Source organism: Paraburkholderia sp. WS6 (assembly GCF_030464835.1).
Classification (GTDB): domain Bacteria; phylum Pseudomonadota; class Gammaproteobacteria; order Burkholderiales; family Burkholderiaceae; genus Paraburkholderia; species Paraburkholderia madseniana.
Window position 1 is genome coordinate 22,119 of record NZ_JALQCK010000046.1, and the last position, 24,082, is coordinate 46,200.

Annotated in this window: 17 protein-coding genes and 1 tRNA gene; 1 reads left to right on the forward strand and 17 read right to left on the reverse strand. The window is 60.1% G+C overall.

The window, feature by feature from the left end:
• Positions 1-201 precede the first annotated feature (201 nt).
• From M0D64_RS36780 to M0D64_RS36800, 5 genes are all read right to left on the reverse strand, one after another.
• Complete coding sequence (locus M0D64_RS36780; protein WP_266243339.1) at positions 202-762, reverse strand: hypothetical protein; 561 nt, start codon at positions 760-762, stop codon at positions 202-204.
• A 135-nt stretch (positions 763-897) separates the two neighbouring features.
• Positions 898-1,311: a hypothetical protein gene (locus M0D64_RS36785; protein WP_266261332.1), complete on the reverse strand. Its 414-nt coding sequence runs from the start codon at positions 1,309-1,311 to the stop codon at positions 898-900.
• Complete coding sequence (locus tag M0D64_RS36790; protein WP_154565545.1) at positions 1,308-1,577, reverse strand: hypothetical protein; 270 nt, start codon at positions 1,575-1,577, stop codon at positions 1,308-1,310. The genes M0D64_RS36785 and M0D64_RS36790 overlap by 4 nt, the downstream gene beginning before the upstream one ends.
• A 139-nt stretch (positions 1,578-1,716) precedes the next feature.
• Complete coding sequence (locus M0D64_RS36795; protein WP_154565544.1) at positions 1,717-2,124, reverse strand: hypothetical protein; 408 nt, start codon at positions 2,122-2,124, stop codon at positions 1,717-1,719.
• Positions 2,125-2,147: 23 nt separating this feature from the next.
• Complete coding sequence (locus tag M0D64_RS36800; RefSeq protein WP_266261333.1) at positions 2,148-2,558, reverse strand: hypothetical protein; 411 nt, start codon at positions 2,556-2,558, stop codon at positions 2,148-2,150.
• Between the two features lie 112 nt (positions 2,559-2,670).
• Between M0D64_RS36800 and M0D64_RS36805 the strand changes: the two genes are divergently transcribed.
• Positions 2,671-2,832, forward strand: a complete 162-nt coding sequence (locus M0D64_RS36805; protein WP_266261334.1) for a molybdopterin cofactor-binding domain-containing protein — start codon at positions 2,671-2,673, stop codon at positions 2,830-2,832.
• Positions 2,833-2,836: 4 nt separating this feature from the next.
• Here M0D64_RS36805 and M0D64_RS36810 read toward each other — a convergent pair whose 3' ends face one another.
• The 12 genes from M0D64_RS36810 to acs form a co-directional block, all read right to left on the reverse strand.
• Positions 2,837-3,673 (reverse strand): cytochrome c, encoded by an 837-nt coding sequence (locus M0D64_RS36810; protein WP_266261335.1) that lies wholly within the window; start codon positions 3,671-3,673, stop codon positions 2,837-2,839.
• A gap of 405 nt (positions 3,674-4,078) precedes the next feature.
• Positions 4,079-5,836, reverse strand: coding sequence for a ShlB/FhaC/HecB family hemolysin secretion/activation protein (locus M0D64_RS36815; RefSeq protein ID WP_266261336.1), 1,758 nt, complete (start codon positions 5,834-5,836; stop codon positions 4,079-4,081).
• Between the two features lie 48 nt (positions 5,837-5,884).
• Positions 5,885-6,535: a hypothetical protein gene (locus M0D64_RS36820; protein WP_266261337.1), complete on the reverse strand. Its 651-nt coding sequence runs from the start codon at positions 6,533-6,535 to the stop codon at positions 5,885-5,887.
• A 660-nt stretch (positions 6,536-7,195) separates the two neighbouring features.
• A complete protein-coding gene (locus tag M0D64_RS36825) occupies positions 7,196-7,630 on the reverse strand; it encodes a hypothetical protein (protein ID WP_266261338.1) in 435 nt (144 codons plus the stop codon).
• Complete coding sequence (locus tag M0D64_RS36830; RefSeq protein WP_154565538.1) at positions 7,627-7,887, reverse strand: hypothetical protein; 261 nt, start codon at positions 7,885-7,887, stop codon at positions 7,627-7,629. Before M0D64_RS36830 ends, M0D64_RS36825 begins: the two co-directional genes overlap by 4 nt.
• A 1-nt stretch (position 7,888) precedes the next feature.
• Positions 7,889-8,158 (reverse strand): hypothetical protein, encoded by a 270-nt coding sequence (locus tag M0D64_RS36835; RefSeq protein WP_171928124.1) that lies wholly within the window; start codon positions 8,156-8,158, stop codon positions 7,889-7,891.
• Positions 8,159-8,162: 4 nt separating this feature from the next.
• Complete coding sequence (locus M0D64_RS36840) at positions 8,163-15,077, reverse strand: hemagglutinin repeat-containing protein (protein ID WP_266261339.1); 6,915 nt, start codon at positions 15,075-15,077, stop codon at positions 8,163-8,165.
• The gene (locus M0D64_RS36845) at positions 14,960-17,938 is read right to left on the reverse strand and encodes a filamentous hemagglutinin N-terminal domain-containing protein (protein ID WP_266261340.1); all 2,979 of its coding nucleotides are present in this window, start codon (positions 17,936-17,938) and stop codon (positions 14,960-14,962) included. The genes M0D64_RS36840 and M0D64_RS36845 overlap by 118 nt, the downstream gene beginning before the upstream one ends.
• Before the next feature lie 1,006 nt (positions 17,939-18,944).
• Positions 18,945-19,035 (reverse strand) — tRNA-Ser (locus M0D64_RS36850).
• Between the two features lie 60 nt (positions 19,036-19,095).
• Positions 19,096-21,114 carry a sodium:solute symporter family protein gene (locus M0D64_RS36855; protein ID WP_266261341.1) on the reverse strand — a complete coding sequence of 673 codons (2,019 nt, stop codon included), beginning with the start codon at positions 21,112-21,114 and terminating at the stop codon, positions 19,096-19,098.
• Between the two features lie 4 nt (positions 21,115-21,118).
• A complete protein-coding gene (locus M0D64_RS36860; RefSeq protein ID WP_266261342.1) occupies positions 21,119-21,499 on the reverse strand; it encodes a DUF4212 domain-containing protein in 381 nt (126 codons plus the stop codon).
• A 148-nt stretch (positions 21,500-21,647) separates the two neighbouring features.
• Positions 21,648-23,630 (reverse strand): acetate--CoA ligase, encoded by a 1,983-nt coding sequence (gene acs / locus M0D64_RS36865; RefSeq protein WP_266261343.1) that lies wholly within the window; start codon positions 23,628-23,630, stop codon positions 21,648-21,650.
• Positions 23,631-24,082 lie beyond the last annotated feature (452 nt).

Here is a 24,082-nt window from a genome sequence, read left to right on the forward strand (position 1 = left end):
TTGTTTCTTAAGGTTCTCGGAACGGAGGCCCGTACCCGAGCCTCCGCCAAGCGTCGCGTTGGCTGAGGTCTACGCGCCAGTTGCAGATTTCCCCTGCAACTGGGCGTTGTTGCATAAATCAGTTTGTCGAACGAACTGACGTATACGCGCAACAGCGCTTGCGGTGTTCGACGCAGCGTACACCCTCTGACGGACGACCGCTTACTCGGCCTTCGCGGAACTCGCCGAATCGGTTTGAGCCGTCGGCGCGGAAGCCTCTTTCGGCGGAGCTTCTTCCTTGATCTCATAGGACGGGTCGCGCACCCAACGGCTCAGGTCCTTGCTGATCACAATGGTCGTGCGATCCAGAATCGAACAACTTCCTTTGAACGCACCCCACATGCCGCCGACCGACCAGCGGTTGATCTTGGTGTGACGGATGACCTTGCCGTCTTCAATCAGATCCGCACTCACAGTCGTAGCCTTGGGGCCGCTCCACGCGCCGCCGCCGACGCCCAGTACGTGGGTGATCTGCAATCTGAGAATCTTTGCGCCGCCCGCGTCGGCTTGCGATGCGATGGTGCCGTCGCCGGTTCTGTTGATCTTGCGGAGCACCTCGCCGACGTGGTTCGTGAGCATGTCTTCGATGTGGCATTCGTTTTTGATCTGATCGACGACGCTGGCGTCCGGTGCATAGGTGACTGGGGTTTCCAGTAGAACCGGACTGGCGGCGAAGGCGGAGGTCGTTGAGAGACAGAGAGCGGTGAGGAGGAGTTTTTTCATAGTATGCGGTCTTCTAGCGTTGTGGTTTGGTATGGAGTTTTGGTTTATGTGGTGGGGTCGAATGTATCAAGCGCTGCAAGCGACGCCGAGGCTATCGCTCCACGATGTCGGCCGGCCAATGCATGCGTGCGTACTTCATTCGAAGCTGAAGCGGAGGTCCTTGACAATCTGTTCGTTACCCCACTTGAACGAACAAACGCGAGCCACCTCGACCCTGACCGTTTTCGATCCCGTGGTCTGCTTGTCACTGACAGGCACGCATCCGCCCTGCATGGTCACAATTGGGGTGCCTTGGTTCGACAGCGGGAATTCGATGCCCGCGTCCTCGGGAATCGTGTGGGTGAGCGAGACATTTTCAATGTAGTCGTCGGGCGCGGAAAGAATCACGGCGTTGTCGACTGATAGCGTGTAGTAGTCGTGCTGAAACGGCACCTCAGTGATACAGATCTTCGAGGTGTGCTGACCAATAGTTTGTGTCTGGCATTTGGGCGCTGCAGCGAATGCTGGTAGCACGCCAAGCAGGAGGGAGAGAGCAAAGAGGTTTTTCATATAAGCTTGGTTTTCAGGAAAATGGTGAAGTACGTCCAGCGAAGACGGTTCGTACCGCCGGTGTTCTGCTGAATCAGGTCTTGCAGCGCCCGCGAAGGCGTCGCGAGCATCGACGGATCCTGCACAAGATAGTTACCCAAACTGTCGCTTACCGTCTTCATGCCGGTCGTGTCGTAGACCGCGGTGGCCGGGGTGTTCGCGTTCAACGGCACCACGACGCCCGTCGCGACAATCTCTCCGTACTGGCTGTTGTTGGCCGCACGCATCGCGCTCTCAATCTGACCCGCTGTAATCGGCGATTCATCTGGGTTCGTGATACCTTGAGCTGCCGCATTCGCGGCTATCTGTTGTGCCTTGGTCTTTTCTTGTGGGTGCAACTGCCGGGTATACAGGTTCGACCGGCGTTTACTGAGCGTCCAGTTGAAAAACTGGAAAATCGTCAGGAAAAACGTTCTTCTCTGGAACGATGTGCAGGATCATCAGCTTCGCTATTTCCGCTTCTTCTTCTCGGGTTAATGCTACAAGACGGACATTGCAATTTGTGCCGCCGACCGATTTGTTGGCCGCTAAGGTGACGAAAATGTCCTCGCCGCCACGCCACCACTGAATCCCCAGCGGCAATTTTTCTTCTTGAATGGTCTGCAGAGAATCGGCGTCGATCTGACGACACTCCCCTTCGCCATTCCAAACATGACACATCCCCGACTGAGGATTCTTCATTGAGAAATTTCGCTGATCGAACAAATGCTTCAACTTCTCAAGCAATTGCGTTGCAGATCCATTTGTCCAAGCTGTGTAGGTAAAGGAAGCCATATCGTTCAGTTAAGGAATTGGTTTCACAAAATTCGAACCGAGTACTTTTGTTGCGGCATTGATAACTGACTGCGGTGTGCCTTCCGCATAGTAGAAGTAAGCGTCGCAAAGCTGTTCGCCGCCTTGATCGTGCCGCTGTTGGTGACCGTTTGCGCGTTCTGCAGATCAATGTTCGTCGCCGCGATAACCGGGCCGTTATACGTATTGTTCGAAACCCCAACGACGGTCGGCGCGATATTGACGGTTTGATGGCCATTTGCAGCGGTTGAAATCTTGATTGCCGTTCCACCGTCGACCGATATGCCAAATGCATATATACCGCACGGCACGGCAATAAGCGCGGCGACAATCAACCTGATATGAAATTGACGCAGACGCAGGCTCCCGTGGCCTGCGCTGCTTCCCCGTGTGCGGCTAGACATTCCTGTTTTCACGCAACTGTTCGTTGCGGGTTCTCTTGGTCGATTCGTTCAATACGCGCGACTTCTGCGGTCGCAGAATTCGTAAGACGAATAACGACATTACTAACGAGTTCTTTAGAAATATTTGGAAATATTTTTATTACGTTTTGTTTTCATTCATGGCGTGCATTTTGTGGAAGTCCGCTGGGATCCCGGCATTTCACGCCTGCGCGTGGCGCGGGTCGTCAGTGCAATAGACGTCGGCAAGGTGGTCAATCCGCTCGCGGCGCGCAATCAGGTGGAATAGTGAGTTACCGTCCAACCTTCCGCTGCGCCATGTACGCAAGATAAGCGATGATCAGATCGATCTCGCGATCGCTCAGTTGCTCCTGCGGGAAAGCGGGCATGGTCCGGCCGGGCCAGTCTCGAACCGATGCCGGATTGCGAATGTAGCGGCGCAATGCAGCGGGCTGGAAGTATTCGACTGGATTCATCGGCACGTTGAGGTCGGGGCCGGTGTCCGCACTGCCCGCATGGTTGAGCCGATGACAGGCAAGACACTGGGTGATGAACAGGCTTTGGCCCGCGCGAACCGGATCGGTTGCCGGCAGCATCGGATCGACGCCGAGCACCGGCCAACGCGCGGATGGCGAGGGTTGCGTAGCAAGTTGCGCGATCTGGTAAGGCCACTGTTCGCTGCGCACGGATGCCGCTTCCCTGCCGATCCATACCAGGTAAAACGGTCCGGCGCTGACCGGCTTGCCCGGCAGCTTCGGCCACGGCTGAGCCGGGTCCTCGACCGCGAGCCATGCGACGGCTTTCGCAGGATCACGATTGCGCACGAGGTCCATCGGCAGTTGCGCGGCGAAGCCGTCGGTCGCACGTGCCTCGAGCACGCTGTCCGTGGGCAACGTCGCGCCGCCGAGCAGGTCGGCCAGCGGCACTGCGCGATAGGTCGTCGACGTACCGTAGGCCACATCTACCGGAACGTGAATCTCAGCGGCATCCGGACGCGCCAGCAGCGCCCCTTGGCTAAACGACTGGGTCTTGCCGCCTATCCTGAGTTCGATCATGGACTGCGCGGCCGCACACTGCCCGATCACGCCGAGCGTCAGGAGCAAAACCGCAAACAACACGCGCTTCGACATTTGTCCTCCGTGCATTGTTGTTGCCGACGGCGTCGAAGGCAAAATCGCCAAAGTCGTCGGGAAAGGCAAGCCAGCCTTCGTTTTAAAACTCTCAGTATCCGCCCAAGTACCAAGCGAATTGTATTCGCCTGGACGGTATACGTCGGACATAAACGTAGCGGTGAAGAAAACGTCTGCAAGAACAGCCACACGGAAAAACATCGCGCTTCAGCCGGGCCACCGTTTTTTCATGCCGACCGATCTAAACGATGCCCGCGTGCAATCGTAAGAAGCTTTTTGCTACGTCCTCAACGAGTAATGAAAGTCACTTGATAGTCGTCGTGAGAGGTTGACGTTGATAAAAGGGATCTTGCCCAGCACCGCGAAGCGGAGAAACCAGACGCGGCAGCGGCACTCGGGAACGCATCAGAACTGGGCGGTCAGCTGGAATCCCAACGTGACGCGCGCTGTATTGAAGGTGGCTGGCTTGTACAACGGTGTCCCTGCGAACACGTCATAACCGAGCGCACCGAAATGGCTGGACACACTGCCGCGCAAACCGACGACGGCGCCCGCGAGCTGCGTGCCTGCCAGGAATGCCGTGTTGGGACCGAACACGTGACCGTAGTCGATCCCTGCGTACACGAACTGCCCCGTCTGTCCAATCGATACTTGCAGCTCGTTGCGCCAGTAAAATCCGCGCTCAGCCGCGAGCATCGTCTCACCGTCGAAACCGCGCACGGTGTAGCGGCTGCCGATGGTCAGGTCGTCAATATAGTTCAGCGTGTCGTTGGTGAACTGCCCGTGAAAGGTCGTCACGTAACGCAGGTTCTGGTTCGCGATCGCAAACGGCACCGAGAGGTTTGCGTCAAGCACCGCCATGTGAAAACGGTACGTCGGACCGTCGCCCGACGTGTCGGGCATCGCACCTAGCCAGCCGATGCCCTGCCGGTATGCGAGTGTGCCGTCGAACTGCGCCGCCCCGAAGTAGTGACGGTCGGTCAGTCCGGCTTCGACGAACGTGTTGTCGCGGTGCTGCTGCGGAATTTCGGTGTCTTCGATGAAGCTGGCGCCCCAACGTTTGGTCAGTTGGGCCTCGAAGCCGAACACGTCGTCCTGGCTGCGGCGAAGCACGCGCGTGAGCCTGAGTCCTGCCGTCTGCGAATTGCCGCTCGAGACGAAAGTCTGGTTCGCACCCGCGATCTGCTGGTAGTAGGTGTTGGAGTTAGCCGATAGCGTGGCAGTCCAGTAACCCCACGGGATCGAATACGAACCGTTCCAGCCGTGCGAACCCAGGCGTTTATCCCCGAATTCAAGATCCTGATTCGCCCCGACGTTGAATATGTCGTTCAGCCCGAGCGGGTTGTCGATGCCAAGCGACAGATTCCCTTGCAGTTTGCCGGTCGCGCGTTGGCCGGAGTTGTCGATCGAGGCGACGGCCGTCCACGGCTTCGTGCGCTTCACGGTAATCACGACATCACTCTCACCAGGCGTTTCGGTCGGCACGACCTGCATATCTACGTCCTGACTCGCGACGCGCTTCATCTGCTCAAGCCCCTGTTCAAGGTCACGCAGGTTGAGCAGGTCGCCGCCACGTGCCGGAAATGCGGACTTCCACGTGCCACGCGTTGCGGCGTCGGCAAAGCGTAATTTGCGAATGACACCCGGCACGAGCGAGAGGCGCAACGTTCCTTTCGACAGGTCCTGCTCCGGGACAAGCACGCGCGTGGTGATGTAGCCTCGGCTGAGAATCACCTGCGAGAGGCCCTTGACGATCAGATCCACCCCCTGTTTGCCGACGCATTGACCGCTATAGTGATCAAGCCATTCACGGGCAAAGGCAAAACGGTCCTGCGGCAGCGCCGAGTCACCTTGCGCACGAACGGCATCGGGCAACGTCGCCGGTACGTCCAGGACGAATGACTGGATGCGGAAGCACGGCGCCTCGATCGGCAGATCAGGCCAGCCTGTGGCATTGGGTGTGCCTGATCGGACGGCAGGCGCATTGACGGTCTGAGCGCGTTCTTGCGCCTGACGCTGCTGCTCGATGAGTTGCTGTTGCTGTGCCGCGCTGCGTGCGGCATTTGCGAAATCGGGCGAAGGCGGCGACGTTTGCGCCGAAGCGCCGAAAGCTGTCACCGTCAGTCCTGCCGACAGTGCTATCGCAACGCGTAAGTGTTGCATTGGTCTTTTTCTCTACTGGTTATTATTGATCTGACTGCTTGGCGCTTTTTACGGCCCCCGTTTTGTCGCGGCCTCTGCGTCAGACGACGGACATTTAGGTGCGTAATGCGTTTGCACGGGTTCGTCCAGTCCACTGGCATCGATGTGGTGAACCTCGATCGAACAGCCATGTGACTTGCGTCCTTCTTCCTGCAAGGCCAAGTACACGTCGTAATCCTGCCCAGCGATCGGCGTGAAGGTCATCTCGTGCGGCTTGCAGGCCCACGAATAGCCACCGTACTTGCTGCTGCCTACGTCACCGGCTGTACTCAGCGATAACGTGATCGGCTGCCCAGCCGGAACGACGTATTCCCGGATCGTGTCCTTGAAACGCAGACCCTCGATCCGCATCCATGGTCGGGGACTCTGTGGCATGCCAATCACAACGCTGCGTGACGAGTATTTGTAGCGCGCCCAGAAACCGTCGTCGACGCTGACCCGCTGCGGGTCGCCCTGCCAACCATTCGAATAGCACGCACCCACTCTGAACGAAGCAGCTTGCAGGTCATTGCCCGACTGGATACGCACACGAGCCGAAACTTGCGGCTGATAGTCTGGAGCCGCAGTTGTGACGTAATGTGAGGGTGTGCAACCGGCAGTGAGGGCGAAGATGCCGCCTGCCGTCAGAACACGGATGAAGAGTGACAAGTTACGTGTCATCGTGCTTCCACAATTTTCAATAGCTCCCCCGATGCGACAGATAAAGTACCGTTGAAATCCAACCCCTCGTACTGCGCGAAAACGACGGTCATTGCCTCGTCATTGATGCCGCTCACTCACATGAAACGCCCTCTCGCCACTGAGTTTTTGGGTCCGTTTTCCACGCCAAAGTCTCTTCCACTCAGAGACTGATGCCATAGCTGCGCGACCTTTGCGCTTCCGTCGGGTGCAATTGACGGCTATACAGATCCGAATTATTTTCCTTCGAGCAAGATGCCTAGTCGTACGAAGAACGCCGCAAGGGAGCCTGGAACAAAATATAGCAAAAAGACCATTCCGAATGATCGATGGTGAAAATCAAGGGTCCGCCCGGTAACCAAAATCATAATTGCCGTTCCGACGACGCCAGCAAAGATCAGCTTGATTGTTAGCCATAACCATCCAAGCAAGAAGACTCTTATGACTGTCTTTGTCATTTCTTTGTCTTAGCAGTGGGTGGAGATAGCGCACTCGTCGCACCGTTATAGCCACCGCTCAGCATTTCCTGGACGCCATCTGCAGCGATTGGATTAAACCATTTGAAAAAGCCACGCCAACAGCAGAACAGCGATTAGGCGCAAGTGAATACATAAAACGACCAAATATATTCGCTCAGCACTGTCAATAGTCGACAACGATCAATGCCTGCACCCCACGCATGTCGATGACCGAGGGGATCTTCCCCCACGAAAACGCCCACCCCAAAGAAGCCGGAGATGTTTCAAGGACACTCTTCCCGAAACATGCGACCATCGGAAATTCATCATGAAACTTCTTTCTTGCTTTTTCGTTTCCTATGTCCCAAGCGTCAGGATCAACGCCATCGGCGTTAAGACACTGAAGCCAAATTTGCTTTAACCGTTCACGAAAAAAAATCGCGCCCACCCCCCAAGTTCTCTGCCCGGAAATGTGGGCACCGATGCTTAGCTGGGTATGGTCTGGTGTCGCCGGAGACCGCTTCGTTGAGACAGAGCGTTCAAGCTGCGCGATTGTCGTCGCACACGAGACTTCAAATCCGTCATCGAACCTTACTTTCCCGGATTGAAGATCGATCATGGCTTTACTCCTGGTATCTTGCTGACAAACGGAATCGCTCTGACTCGTTCTGGCTCGCCCGCGGACGGGTTGTCGTACACGGTACCCGCATTAGCGACATTCACGGTCGCAATCGAATCCGGTGTTATCGAGTTGCCTTTGACACCCGCCAGCCACAACATATCGGCCATCTGTTGTACGGTGCACTGGCCATTGCTCGAGCCTGCCAGCTTCCTAGCAAGGGCCTCCTTCTTGCCAGGAAGCTGGCGGTTGTACATGTTAGTCATCCTTGCGCCCGAATCTCGCGCGGAGCGGGAATTTGTCCGGCCAAAACCAGTTACCAAGCACGATAAAAAAGGAAACTAGGCCAGCCAGTAGCACAAGTTCGCCGAGCAAAGACAACACATCGCGGAACGAAAGAGCAGCCAAGTTAGGCCACGGGTGGCCGCCCAAATAGTGGCCCGCGGCGATTTTTAGCGGCAGTAACAAAAGGACCGCGATAGAAATCGCGCTTGTTAGAAGACACCAGATGGTCAAACGTTTTCGCATAGATCTATTTCCTCTCTGTCTTCGACGGGGAAACATAATTCTGCATAGCACCACTTCCCCAGTTAAGGAGTTCTGATACGCCCGCTCCCACAAACGGGCCAGCCGTCTCCCCTACAGCATCGCCGATCGCATAGCCAGCAGCACTCGACACCGCGTTCGTGCCGGCATTTGCAATTGCGTCTCCCTTACTAGGTGGATTGCTGTTCGTCACAGGCTTAACCAACAGGTCGGCTGCGACAGACGTCGCTACAGTAGCGCCGACAGTGACTGCGACACTGGTACCGTACGTGGCATAGTTGGTCGCGAACGCGCTGCCCGTATCAACAAAATCAAACTCCTTAGTGGGGTCTTTGAAGATCTGGATGCCCTGAGAGGCCGCATTGACCGCTGCACCAGCGGCGCCCGAATATGTACGCATGCCATTGTTTGCCGCGGCGATCACAATAGCAGCTTCCGGCGCAACTAGACCTGCTACGCCGGTCAAGACCGTCCCACCGACGAGCAGCGCAGTATTCTCACTCCGATACATCGCCTGCGTGCCCGGGTTATTCGGATCAACGTTGGCGTTATAGACCAGACAGTCAGTGCTCGCACAGGAGAAATATCCTGCTCCATGCGGGCCAATTTGTGACCCATAGTCGATCGGCGTGCTCGAGTACACGGGCGCTGGAGTCATATCTGCCGTGCTCCAGTAGTACGGGGAATTCTTGCCCCCCGTCTGGCCGATGATGAACTGGATCGCGTCCGCGTTGGCGGTCGGTAACGCCTGCGTGCCAATGGTTGATTTGCCATCGTACATGAACTGCGAGCCCGAATCACCCGTCGACGGATTGTCGTACACGGCACCCGCATTAGCGACATTCACGGTCGCAACCGAGTCCGGTGCAATCGAACTGCCCTTGATCCCCGCCAATCGCAGCATGTCGGCCATCTGTTGTACGGTGTACTGGCCATTGCTCAAGCCTGCCAGCTTCCTGGCAAGAGCCTCCTCCTTGCCTCGCGAATCGAGTTGGCGGTTGTACATATCCGAATTCGACGCGGAGAATGCACCGGCATTGCCACCGACCAGCCCGCCAGCCGCGCCGGCAAGCGCGTTCGTCAGGATGTTCCCAAGCATGTTGTTTGCAATCGCATTACCGGTCGGGTTCGCATCAACGATGGACTGGCTGAGATCGTTCAGCTTGCCTGCCATCGCCGATGACACACCCGCACCGGCTGCACCGCCGAGCGCACTGCCAAAGCTGCCACCACCGAGTCCACCAAGCACGGCACCCGCCACAATGTGCATACCGACGCGATCCGCGCCCCCTTCCGCCCAGTCCGCTGCATCTTGCTTGTATTGCGCCGCCGCATCAGTGTCGCCAAGCGCGTTCGCCGCCTTCGCGCCGTCAAGCGCGGCATTGTGCTTGTAGTCGGCGTATGTACCGACGTCCTTCGCGACCGCTTCCGCTGCCGCAGTGGCCGCGTTCATCACATCAGTCTGATTGCCAAGCACCGTGTTCACGTCAGGCAGCTTCGACACGGTCCCATTCAGGTTCGACGTGTCGCGATTCAGGCTCGCGACGTCTTGCTTCTGGCTCGCAGAATCGGTAACGGCAATCGTGCCCGTGCTCACGCCGCTCTTCGTCGTTGCACTGGAACTGCCGCTCGCCGACTGGCCCAGCATCGGCATCACACCCGACGTACCCGCGCTGAAGCCGCTTGTCGACGAGCTGTAGTCCGAATGATTCTGGATGTCAGAGTACGTCAACGTACCCGTGGTGAGCGTGTTCTTCGACGGATCGGCATCGCTAGCGATGTACGCGCCCTTCAGGTCCGTGTTGCCCTTCACGTTGACGTCGAAACCACCGGAACCCGCCTGAATCCCGGCCTGCTCGGTCACCGCCGCATAGTTGCCGTTCGCACTGCCGTGCTGGCTGCTGAAGCTTGCGCTGCCACCGCCCTGGCTGATGCTGAATCCGCCGCTCGTGCTTTCCTGATGCGCGCTGCTCACCGTGGTGTCCTGCACGCTCGCGATGTTCAGATTGCCGCCAACGTTGGCTGACACGCGGTTGGCGCTTACATCCGAGCCGACGATGTTCGTATCGCCACCCGAGACGATCGACACACTGTTCGTGGCAGTGACGTGCGTATTGTTCTGCGTCGCGGCATCCGAATTCGCATCGCCATGCGCCTTGCTCATCGACGCCGACACGCCGAAGCCTTTGGTGCCGTACGAAACGCCCACACTCGCACTGCTCGATTCGTTCGTGCTGCGCGTCGTATCGGTATTCGTCGTGTTGACCAGATTGACCTGGTTCTTCGCATTGAGCACCACGTTGTTCGCGGTCACGTCGGAGCCGGCAATCGTCACGTTGCCGTTGCCAGCCTGGTTGCCCTGGTCACCTCCACCCGTCGCAATAAAAGTCGCCGTGCCGCCAGCCTTCACGGTCGAGCCGGTCTGCGTCGTCTGGTCTTCCGTGAAGGTATTCTTCGTCTGGCTCGTGCCATAGCTCAACTGCACGCTGACGTCCGGGGCGCCGCCGCCGGCAAGTGAGCCAACCGCGCTGCCGGCGTTACCCACGGCGGCAATCGCGTGCAGGGCCTTCGCGCGTCCATCCTGACTGCTGCTCGCCGCCTGGGTCTGCTGGATCGCACTATTGATCGCATCGCCGACGCTGCCGCCCAGCCCGAGCGTGAAGCCACTCGTCTTCGTCTCTTGCGTGTCGTCGTGGTGACTAGTGCCGGTAGCCGCGTCGATTGTGACATTGGCCGCCTTGCCCGTCACATCCTGCGCCGCGATCACATCGCTGCCTGTGATGTGCAGATTGTTGCCCGCCGTCATCGAGACGCTGCCGTTCGTGCTGCCGACCAGACTGCCGTTCTGCGTCACCGAGTTGTCGTGTGTCGTGTCCTTCGTATCGTTGCTGCCGTACGAGATACCGGCACCGCCCGTGCCGCCCAGGCCTGACTTCTGCTCCTCATGGAAATGGCTGCTCTGGCTGGTGTCCTGCGAAGTCGTAACCGTCAGGTCGTGACCAGCCGACAGCGTCATGTCGTTCGTCGAGGCGACGGTCGAGCCGGCCACCGTCAGGTCGTGACCAGCATTCGCGCTCACCGTATCGCCCGCGACTGTCGAACCGACCGAATTCACCTGATGCGAGGACTTCTGGTCGGTGGTCTTGTCGTTCGACATGAACCCGGAGTGGTCGTTGTGCGACCAGCTCTGCGAATCGTGCGTTTCGGTCACCGCGCCGATCGTCACATTGCCCGTCGCGGCGAGCGTGGTGGATCCACCGTTCACACTGCCGTCAGCGGCCGTCGAGCCGGTCGTCGCGCTCGAACCCAGCACCGCGAGATTGCCGCCGCCGGTCGGCGCACCCGCTGCCACGCTGACCTGATACTGCGACAGGAGCGCGCTGGCGGTCGCCGTCTGCCCGGCGCCGAGGGTCAGGTTATTACTGGCGTTCAGGTTGCTGCCCTGTGCGGTCTCGTCGTAGCTTGAGCTCGTGTACTTTGCCTGTGGACCGCCAAGCGACTGCTCGTTGTGCGAATGCGTGTCGGTTGCCGCCGTCACCGTCAGGTCGTTGCCCGCGATCATCGCCGCGTTGCCACCGGCTTTCACAGTCGCATCGGTGAGCGTCGTGTTGCCACCCGATACCGTGGTCAGATTACCGCCCGTCGTGACGGAACTGCCAACATTCTTCGTCACGCTGTCGTGGCCGCCGTTCAGCCCGTCGTTCGTGCCCGCATCCTGTGTCGCGGTGAGGGTCGTCGTGCTCAGGTTGATGTTGCGGCCGGCCCCAACGAACGTGCTGTTGCCGGACTGGATCGCAGCGCCGGCCAGATTCACGTCGCGTTGCGCGAGCACCACCGCGTTGTTCGACGCCGAGATCGTGCCGGTCGCCAGTGCGCTCTGGGAAGACGCGCTTAATGTAAAACCGCCTTCATGCAGCGTGTTCGAGACACTAGACGTCGCCGTTTCGTTGACAACGTCGCGCCCAGCCTGCACCACCGTGTCCACACCGCCGATGCGGCCGCTTACATTGCGCACATCCTGCACAGCGGATACCACCGTCGTGCCGCCGCTGCCGATCACGCCACCATTGACGATGTTGTTGCCGAGCACTGTCGTCGCCACATCGCCGACGATATGCCCGCTGTTGTTCACGTTGCCTGTGGCGTTCAGACTCACCGAGTTGCCCGCGACGATCGCGCCGCTGTCCTGAAGGTCGACGGTGTCGCCCTTGGCCAGATACAGCTTGGGCACGAGCACGGTCTGCTGCGAACCATCCGGCAGCGTCACGGTTTGCGATACGAGCCACACCATGTCGGTCGTGAGCTGCTGCATCTGCGCGTCGGACAGGCCAATGCCGGGTGTGAGGCTAAAGGACTTCGCATACGCGACGCCGTTGTTCATCAGCGCCGTGTACTCATCCATATTGTCCGAGTAACCCGCAAGGAAGGTACGCCCGGTAAGCTGCGTGACCTGGTTCATCACGAGCTGCTCCTCATAGGAGCCGTCACCCAGGCGTTTTTCCGTGGTCTGCGGGTTCAGCCCGAGCTGTCCGAGCATGTAGTCGCTCGAAACGAATTTCGTGTACGTCGTCAGACGCGGATCGGTTGCGACAAGATACGTCGCGCCCGGCGCCGTCTGGTATGTGAACAGACCGTTCACTGGCAGCTTCAGATTCGGGATGCCTCCCGATGTGCCACCGAGCGTCTGCGGACGCACGGTGAGACCGCCCACGCCGGTCGCCGTATTGACGCCCGCAGTCTGCCCGTTCACGCCGCCCAGTTGCGTACCTGTCGCGTCGCCACCCGTCACGCCCGAACCAGCAACTGTTTGTCCCACACGGTTCACGCTGCCGACATTGATCGTCTCGGCCGTCGTCTGCACAGCGCCGTTCGACGTCGCGATCGCAGGCAACGCGGCCACGGTTGTCGTGCTCTGCGTGATGCCGTCGTCGACGACCTTCGTGTCGGTGCTGTCGCCGGTCTTCTGGTGCCAGAAGTAGGTCGACTGAGTGTCTGCCGTGGCGGTCTGCTGCAACACCGTGCCGGTGTCGTTCACGCTGCCGCCGGTAGCACGCCGCACCAGATTGCCACCCGCGGCCATCGTCGACGATTCGTTGTTGATGGCCCCGCCGTCGGCGTTGATACGGATCGCGCCCTGCGCCTGGATGGTACCCTGCGTGCCAGCGTTCAAAAGCCGGTCGGTCGAAGTGGTCGTCGTCGACGTGCGCGACATCTCGACGTAGTCGTGACTGTCCGTACCGAGATCGGTACGCACTTTCACCTGGTCAGGACGGATGTTCGTGTTCGGGTTGTAGTCCGGCCAGAGAGTGATCGAGTACGTGCTGCCGTTGTCAGTAATGCTGTTGTAGTACTGCGTCGCATTGTTCGTGATGTTGCGCGTCTGCGGGACTCCCTGGTAATGGCAGAAGTCGTGGGAGTTGCACACCTGAACCTGCGGGCTCGACGCGGCGACGTACGTATCGGTCAGCGGCTGCGTAAAGGACAGCGTTTGTGCGTTCGTATCGAGGTTCGTGACCTGCGATTTCGGGACGGTGACCGTGAGCGGCGTGCTCAACCTACCGATGCTCTCCCCACCGATCGCCCCGGCGCTCCAGTACCACTGCGGATAAACCGAACTCTGGTAGTAGGCAAGGTCGTCGACCGACAGACCCGCGGTCCAGAGTGTCAGCGTGGTCGTGCCGCTGTTCTGTGCCGTGCCCGCCTGCGTCGCGACGCCCGTGCGTACGTTGTTGACCGTATGCGCGGCGATGTCGATGTCGCCCGCCGCCTCGATCGTCGCGGCACTGTTCGTGAGCGTTCCCGTCTGATCCGCCAGCATCCCCGATCCGTCGCGCACGCCATCTTTCGCTATCGAGAGACTGCCTCCGCTGTAGATGAGCGCGCCGTCCGAGTTCGTGACCGAATTCGACGCGTAGATGTTCAGGGCCTGCGCGGCCGCAATCGCCGCCGCGGCGCCGCTGTTCTGCACGTCCGTCGCATTGACCTGCACACTGTTGCCGATCACCGTCCCGGTGTTCGCGAGCGTCGCGCTGTTCGTGGTGACCGAATTGCCCTCGATGCGCCCCGCGTTGGTGAGCGTGCCCGCTGCAGTCACCGTAGTTGACGATGAGTTGATGTCCGCACCGGCCGCGTTGACCACCTTTGCGCCGCTTGCCGTGAGTGCGCCGGTCGCGGCGAGCGTGCCGGCGTTCGTCAGCGTACCGGCTGCGGACACCGTCATGTTGCCGTCCGCGTGCAGGCTGTTCGCCGCATTGTTGGTGTAGTCGCCCGCGACATTGAGCGACAGGTTGCGGCCGGCGGTCATCGTACCGTCGCCTGTCATCGCGCCGCTTGCGGTGACGTCCTGGTTCGCCCGGATCGTGCCGCCCTGGTTCGACAGCAATGCCACCTGCGCCGATACGTTCTGGCCGCCTTCGATCATGCCGCCGTCGTTCGTGACAGTGGCGCCGGACTGGTTGACGTTCAGCGCGGTGCCGCCATAGATCGTGCCGCCTGCGTTGTTCACGCCGTTCGTTACGTTCAGGTTCGTGACACCCGCGCCGACGAGCCGTGCGCCTGCCGTGTTTGTGAGCTGCTGTGCGTTCACCGTCACGTCGCCGTTGCCGCCGAGCGTGCCGCCGGTGTTCGTGATGCCGCTCGAGGACGCTACCGTGGTTGCGCCGTCCCCCGCGTTTTTGAGCTTGCCGGAGGTATTGTCGATGGACGAGGCAGAGACAGCCGCCGTGCCGTGCGCGCCGTTGGCAGATATCGTGCCGTTCGCATTCGAGAGTGCGCCGCCCGCCGTCACCGACAGGTTGCCCGCTGTCTGCGCTGAGCCCGACGTGTTGTCGAATGCACCCTGGGTCGTCGTCGCGAGCCCCGTCTGACCATACAGTGTGCCGCCGCGGTTGACGATGCCCAACGCCGCGTTGATCTGCGCAACGCCGCGTTGATCTGCGCAACGCCTTGTGCGCTCAGCTTGCCGTTGGTGTTATCGACGCTTCCCGACTGTGCGATGAGCGCGCCATTGGTCGCAATCTGCCCATTGGTGTTCGACAGAGATCCGGACGTGACGACGCTCAGTGTGCCGGCGCCCGCGTGCTGAATCGAGCCGCTGTTGTTCGTTAGCGTCTGTGCCGAAACATTGAGATTCGCTGCGTTAGTGGCAATCGTGCCGCCCGTGTTGTCGAGCGTGCCGCCGGCGGAAACAGTCTGATCGGTGCTGCCGTACTGACGGATACTGCCGCCACCGCGATTGATGAGGTTCCCGGTGGTGGAGAGGGCGAGCTGGTCACCTTCGATCGTGCCGCCCGTGTTGTCTGCCGACGCAGCCGACACGGTGGTGTTCGCCCCCGAGAGCGTGCCGCTCTGGTTATTCAGCGCGCCGATGACGGTCGCGCCCAGGTTGCCGCCCGCGACAATACTACCGGCATGGTTGTCGAGCGACTGGGCGGACACCGTGGCGTTGCCCTTTGCACTCATCTGCCCCTGGTTGGACACAGTGCCGCCGGTTACGGCGAGCGCACCGTTCGTGACGAGGTTGCCGGCCGTGTTGGAAACGCTCCCGCTACTCGTCACGTTGAGGGTACCGGTTCCGGCGTGCTTGATCGTCCCGCTGTCGTTCGTGAGCGACTGTGTCGAGACGCTCAGGTTCGTCGCGTTGGACGCGATCGTGCCGCCGGTGTTATCGAGCGCACTGCCCGCAGAAATACGCTGATCGGTGCTGCCGTACTGACTGATCTTGCCGCCGCGATTGACAAGACTGCCGGTCGTGGACAGCGCAAGCTGGTCCCCCTCAATCGTGCCGCCCGTGTTGTCTGCCGATGCAGCCGAGATGGTGGTAGCGGAACCCGAGAGCGTGCCGTTCTGGTTGTTGAGTGCACCGCCTATCGTCGTGCCGAGGCTGCTGCCCGCGACGATGCTGCCGGCGTGGTTGTCCAGCGACTGGGTCTGCACGGTCGCACTGCCGGTCGCATTGAGCTGCCCCTGATTCGAGATCGCGCCCGCCGACACGTTGAGTGCGCCGTTGCTGCCGATCACCCCGCCTGCCGCTCCAGTACCCGTTGTGCCCGCCGCGTTCACCAGCGCACCGGTCGTAGTGACCGACAGGCCGTCGCCGTTCAGCGACACGATGCGGCCCGCAGTGTTGTCGAGCGATGCTGCGCTTATTCCAGCATGGCCCGCGGCCTGCATCACACCCTGACGGTTATTCACTGAGCCGCCCGACTGCACATCGAGCGTGGACTGCGACATGATTTGCCCGCCAACATCCGAGAGGCTCGCCGAGGCCAGTTGCATTACGCCCTGGCTGGAAAGGGTGGCCGCATCGTTGGTCAGCGCGCCGCTCGCGTTGGCCGACAGGGCACCACCCGCCGTCGTCGTCGCCTTCGTGAGATTCAGGTCGCCAGCGCTCGCCTTCAATGCGAGAGCGCCGTTGGCCGACGTCTGGCTGCCTGCCAGGTTCAGCGCTGCGCCCTGGAGGCTCGCGTTGCCTCCGGCGGCGTTCTGACCGGTTGCCGAAAGGGAGCCACCCGCGATGACCGTCAGGTCACCAGACTGAGCAATCGAGCCATCGGAATTGATCCCCGCGCCCAGTGTGCCGGTCGACACGACACTGCCAGCGTTGGCTGTGAGACCTTGCTGTGCTGCAAGCGTCCCGCTGTTCGACAAGGTGCCACCGGTGCTGGCCGTGACGGACTGCTGTGCATAGGTGGTGCCGCTATTGCTGATGCCGCCCTGCGCGGACAGCACCATATTGCTGCTCGCATTCGTTTTGCCGGAGAGCACGAGCTGGCCTTGGGCCGTGAGCGTCAGGTCGCCCGCCTGCGCAGCGATTACGCCCGCGTTCGAGACACCGACGCCGTTTTCATTGGATGCCAGAAAAATGCGATTGGCGTACATGCCGCCGAGCTGGCTCACGTCAATTGACACACCCGGGGTCGCACCATTGCCAGCGATGGGCGTGGCGGCGAGCGTGCCGTGATCGACCTGGTTGGCGCCCGTCACGACGTTCAGGTTGTTCGCGTAGATCGACGCATTGACCGCCACCGCGCGAGCGATGAGATCCACCTGGTCGACGTTCGTCGCGTTCAGTCCAGCGCCCTGCACCGTGATCTGGCCACCGGTGACATTGAAGCCACTCAGGCTGCCGTTTGCGCCGATGATCGGCGAACCGGTTGTCAGGATGCCTCGTGAGGTGTTGATGAATCCGGCGCCATCCACAATGAGGCCCGAGGAATTCGCGATCACGACTTCGGCCTTGCTACCAGCGACCTCAACGTAGCCGCGCAGCTGGCTCGGTGAGTTACTGTTGACCTGGTTGAGAATGATCTTCGCCGCCTGGCCCGGCAGGAGGTTCGAATTGCCGTTGACGTAGCCAGCCTGCTGCGTCTGGACGATCGTTGGCGAGTTGTTCAGGATCACGCCGGCCTTCGGCACATCGAACTGCGTATAGCCGTTGATCGACACCCCCGCGCCAGAGGGACGGGTAATGTTCACCTGCCCGATGCCATTCGCGGTCTGGATCACCGTCGGGCGATTCGCGCCGGCATTGGGGTCCGCCACCACCTGCGCTTCGACAAGTACCGGCAGCGCACCAAGCAGCATCAGCGCCGCAAAGGACGCATGCCGCAGCGCAAACACGCAGATGGTCCTCCGGCCGCATGCAGCGGAAACGGATGTTTCGCCATTCTTCGCTTTGCCGGTTCCCGTAGCCGTTTCCGCAACGGCCACCAGCATTCCCCGCGGCTTGCTATATACAAGCCGGTATGCACGATTATTCATTTGTATTTGTCTGATGTACTCGAACGCGCACGCAATTTATCAGAAACAATTGGTAACCAATGGTTTGATTTTGTAACGTGACGTGAATGGGCAACACTGATGCAGAAAGCATCTTCAGCCTATCGACCAGAAGATTTACTGATGTGGCATTGCGAGGCAAAAACTGGCAAGCATGATCTGCCGGCAGCAATCACTCGTCCAGGCGAGTAGTGACAAGGACGCTGCGGCCAAATCACTGAAACCAGCGTTTCGTGAGGTCAAAGTCGCTGGTTAAATGCATGTTATATTCCGGATTAACTGACGTTAATTTCAGTCACTCGCAACACCATCGGGCATGGCCGCGGCAAACGCCGCATGGACATAGTGCGAACACTGAAATGGTCTGGCCTCCAGCTGAACGGCGCCGTCCGGCAGTAGATTCTCCATGATTGGCCTTGCCCGTTCCAGCCGTAGTTTCTTCGACCGCGACTAACATCCCTCAAAGCTTGTTGTACGCGAACCGGTACGTCTGGTTATTCATTCCTCTTCGAACACCGTATTAATACCGTAGTCGAGGATATCGGAAACGCACCGTGAGTATTGTCAAGACGTGTCAGGTGCGCGACGTCTTAACAAGAATTCACAATCCTCGATAATTATCTGGTTGTGCTGAGCAAAGAGGCTTTGCGTTCGCGAATCAGGACTGAATAGGTGACTCTTAACGCGAGAGACAATGCCAGCGAGTTTTCAGCACAGCATCGGGTGCCTTTATGGCTTCCGTGTTGAACATAATTGAGGTGGTACGATTTCTTGCAGGCAGTCACGCCCGCTAATCGACGAGAAAGGGGATGACGACGGCATTCCTCGTGGCTGGATGCGCGTCGACATCGCGCTAAACGGACCTCGGGATATTTCGGATTGGCTCGATCTGGGAACAGGGGCGTTTGCATACCCAATGCCTGACGATGGGCCTAAAAAGCCAAAAGCCGTTGAATTCTTTTAAATTCAACGGCTTCTCATTCAATTCTGGCGGAGAGACGGGGATTCGAACCCCGGATAGGTTATTAACCTATACACGCTTTCCAGGCGTGCGACTTAAACCGCTCATCCATCTCTCCGGCGGGGAGCCGAATTATAGCAAACTTCGGGCCCTGCGCCAGACCCATGCGCAAACCGGCCTAAGGATGCCGGATGTAGTCCACCAGCGCCCTCGTATAAGCGTCCGGTTTCCGGTCCACGAGGCTCACCCCGATCGCCACCAGAAACCCCGCCGGCACGCCGAACACGCCCGAACTGATCGGCTCGATACCAAACCACCGAGCTCCAGCGAAGCCCGTCATCTGCGTGAAGAACGGATACGTCGACACGATGTAGTAGATGCACACCACCAGCCCCGCCACCATGCCCGCGACAGCCCCGAGTCGCGTGGTCCGCTTCCAGAACACGCCCAGCACCAGCACCGGAAACAGACTCGAAGCCGCCAGCGAAAACGCCGCGCCCACCAGAAACAGAATATTCCCCGTATTCAACGAAGCCACATACGAGGCGAACAACGCCACCCCAAGCAACAAAATCTTCGAGATCGTCACGCGCCGCTGGCTCGATGCTGTCGGATCGACCATGTGGTAGTAGACGTCGTGCGATAACGCGTTGGCGATAGTCAGCAGTAAACCATCCGCAGTCGAGAGCGCCGCGGCCAACGCACCGGCTGCGATCAACCCGGACATCACATACGGCAGCCCCGCGATCTCGGGCGCGGCGAGCACCACCATATCCGGCTGCATCTGGATCTCGCTCCAGCGCACAATACCGTCGCCGTTCGTGTCAGCAAGACTGATCAGACTCGGCTCGACCTTGCGCCACTGCGTGAGCCACTGCGGCAAATCTGAAAAGTGATGACCCACCAGGTTGGTCAGCATCTCGTACTTGATCAGCACTGCCAGCACAGGCACCGTCAGATAGAACAGCGCGACGAAGAACAGCGTCCAGCCGACCGAGCGTCGCGCGGACGCCACCGAGGTCGTCGTGTTGTAGCGCGTCAGGATATGCGGCAGGCTCGCGGTGCCAAGCGAAAGACACAGCAGCAGCGACAGAAAATTGCGCTCGTGGGTACGCCTGTCTTCTTCGCTCGTGACGGGAAACGGCTCGTGCATCGGCACCGGTGCGGCCGCGCGCATCAGCATCTCATCGCGGCGTTGGGTCCAGACGATCTGTGCGGCCGCGGCATCGCGTGGAAATTGTTCGATCGCCCGCTCACGCTCCTTGATCTCGCGAAGTGGACCATTGTGGCGTCGCAAGTCCGCGACTTCCTGCGTGAGGCGCAGCTTCTCGTCGACGAACGATTGCGGCAACGTGTCGAGCCGCATCTGCATCAGCTCGGCGCGCCGTCGATAGTCATCGCGTACGGTCTGTTCGAGCGGCGCGTCACGCACCTGCTTCTCCAGGCCTTCGACGCGCTCCATCAAGCGCCCGTAGTTGAACTGCGGCACCCAGCCGAGACCATCCTTATGCGCGATCATCGACACGGGAATCAGAATCGCCGCGATCAGGATGATGTATTGCGCGACCTGGGTCCACGTCACCGCACGCATGCCGCCCAGAAAGGAACACACGAGAATGCCCGCGAGTCCGCAGAAAATACCAACCGCGAAATCCACGCCGATAAAACGCGTCGCGATCAAGCCGACGCCCTGAATCTGCGCGACCAGATAAACGAACGAACACAGGATCGCCGCTAACGCAGCGAGTCCACGCACCGCGTTGCTCGAAAAGCGCGTGCCGAGAAAGTCGGGAATCGTGTAGCGCGCGAGTTTGCGCACGTAGGGCGCGAGCAGGAACGCGACGAGGCAATAGCCGCCGGTCCAGCCCATCAGATACGCGAGACCGTCATATCCGGTCGCATAGATCGACCCGGCGAGACCGATGAACGATGCGGCGGACAACCAGTCGGCCGCAGTCGCCATGCCGTTGAAGACGGACGGCACGCGCCGCCCCGCTACGTAGTATTCGACGAGGTCGGACGTGCGCGACAGCAACCCGATCACCGCATACACCGCGATCGGTACGAACAGGAACACATAGCCGATCCATACGCCGGGGCCAGTGGTCCGCTCGATGCGCCACATCACATAGATAAAAAGCAGGAAGCCGAGCGTATAGAGCGCGTATGAGCGGATCAGCCGGTTCGTGAGCTTCATCGGCTCAGCTTCCGCGCGCAGCGGGCGTGGTGGAATCGGCACTGGCACCGGCACTGGCATCCGCATCGAAAGCGCGTTGCAGACGGCGGTCGGCGCGCTGCATCAGCACGATATAAACGACGATCAACGCCACGTAGATCAGAATCGCCCCTTGCGCACCGAAGTAGAACGGCAACCTGAAGCCGATGAAGCGCACCTGACCCAACGCCGGCGCCACCAGCGGCAAAACGAACGACACCACGAAGCCCAACGTCATCAACGTCGCGATCAACGCGAGATTGAAGCGCCAGTATTTCTGATGCGCGCGCGCCATCGCTGCCGAGACCGGAGGGGGTTCGGGCGCGGGATTGAGCGTAGCGTGAGAGGAGTGGTGCGGCGCAGCCATGCGCCTATGTATCAAAAAGCCACCGGTCAGGCAATCGGGATTGTCCGCGCGGTGGCTTTAACTGCCTGACGTGAGTGGTCGATACCTGGGTCCAGCCAAGGGCATATCGTTCGACATACCCTTGCTGCAAACCCAGGCAAACCTAAGCTCAGAGCGACTCGCCGAGCTGATCGAGAATCGCCGGGTTCTCCAGCGTGGACACGTCCTGGGTGATTTCCTCGCCCTTCGCGAGCGAGCGCAACAAGCGGCGCATGATCTTGCCCGAACGCGTCTTCGGCAGGTTCTCACCGAAGCGGATGTCCTTCGGCTTGGCGATCGGACCGATCTCCTTGGCGACCCAGGCGCGCAGTTCGTTGGCGAGCTTCACTGCTTCTTCGCCTTCAGGACGCGCGCGCTTGAGCACCACGAATGCGCAAACGGCTTCGCCGGTGGTCGCATCAGGACGACCCACCACAGCAGCTTCAGCCACGAGCGGGTTCGACACCAGCGCCGACTCGATCTCCATCGTGCCGAGGCGGTGGCCGGACACATTGAGCACATCGTCGATGCGGCCCATGATCGTGAAGTAGCCGGTTTCCTTGTCGCGTACCGCGCCGTCGCCGGCGAGATACAGCGTGCCGCCGAGTTCTTCGGGGAAGTAGCTCTTCTTGTAGCGGTCCGGATCGCCCCACACGTTGCGCAGCATCGACGGCCATGGACGCTTCACCACCAGAATGCCGCCCTGCCCATTCGGCACGTCCTGACCGGTTTCATCGACGACTGCCGCCATGATGCCCGGCAACGGCAGCGTGCACGAACCCGGCACCAACGGCGTGGCACCCGGCAGCGGCGTGATCATGTGGCCGCCGGTTTCGGTCTGCCACCACGTATCGACGATCGGACAACGGCCGCCGCCGACGTTCTCGTGATACCACACCCATGCTTCCGGATTGATCGGCTCGCCGACCGTACCGATGATGCGCAACGTCGACAGGTCATAGCTCTTCGGATGCACTTTCTCGTCCGCTTCGGCAGCCTTGATCAGCGAGCGGATCGCGGTCGGAGCGGTATAGAACAACGTGACCTTGTGCTTGGCGATCATGTCCCAGAAGCGGCCGGCGTTCGGATAGGTCGGCACGCCTTCGAACACGACCTGAGTGCCGCCAAGCGTCAACGGACCATACGTGATGTAGCTATGGCCGGTGATCCAGCCGATATCGGCGGTACACCAGAACACATCCGTGGGCTTCCAGTCGAAAGTCCACTTCATGGTCTGCGCGGCCCACAGCAGATAGCCGCCGGTGCTGTGCTGCACGCCCTTCGGCTTGCCGGTCGAACCCGACGTGTACAGGATGAAAAGCGGATGCTCGGCGCCGACCCACTCGGGCGCGCATTGATCCGATTCAGCCTGCGCGAGTTCATGCATCCACAGATCGCGGCTTTCGTCCCATGCGATTTTGCCGCCGGTGCGCTTGTAGACAATCACGCTCTTCACCGCATCGCAGCCGCCCATGGCGATGGCTTCGTCGGCGATGTTCTTCAGCGGCAATGCTTTACCGCCGCGCATCTGTTCGTCGGACGTGACGAGCGCGACGGCGCCCACATCGACCAGCCGTTCATTGAGCGACTTCGACGAAAAGCCGCCGAACACCACCGAATGCGTCGCGCCGATCCGCGCGCACGCCTGCATCGCGACGACGCCTTCGATCGACATCGGCATATAGATCACGACGCGATCGCCCTTCTTCACGCCGCGTTTTTTCAGCGCGTTCGCAAAGCGCGACACACGTTGCAGCAGATCCTGATAGGTGACGTTGGTGACGGTGCCGTCGTCGGCTTCGAAGATGATCGCGACGCGTTCGCCATTGCCGGCTTCGACATGACGGTCGATGCTGTTATACGACGCGTTCAACTGGCCGTCTTCGAACCATGTGTAGAAAGGCGCTTTCGATTCGTCGAGCACTTTGCTGAAGGGCGTGTTCCAGCTTAGCGTCTCGCGAGCGAGGCGCCCCCAGAAACCCTCGTAATCGCGCTCCGCTTCGGCGACAAGCGCCCGGTACGCATCCATGCCGGAGATCGACGCGCCAGCCGCTGCTTCAGCGGAGGGCGGGAAAACACGGCGTTCCTGAAGAACCGATTCAATCGCAGACATCGACAACCCCTTGGTGAAGATGAAACGTAAAACCTGTACCGGCGCGCCTATGGCTCGCCATGTCATGATGGCGCCGCCATCCGTGATCGATAGGCCGCGCGCTGTCTCCAACCCTCGCGCAGCGATCGCCGATCGCTGCGCCGCGGCCCGTTCGCCTTTCACTTTCATTTATGCCGCACTGCAGCACAAATGACTGGCCGACGTTCCGCTCTCACGTTCAAACATAAACTTTGCAACTTACCGGCCACTTACGCGAGGTGCATCGCGTGGCGGGCGAAAACCCTTACGCGGATCAGACTAGCCACGCACGGCATGCTACGCGCTACGGTCCGGTCATGCGTGCTGATCGACATAGCGATACAAGCGATCCATGCCGAAATCGGGTACATGGGAAGCATCGCGTACGCAGCACCGGCTCCGCACCGTTACGCTGGTTCGCACGCCCTCTTACA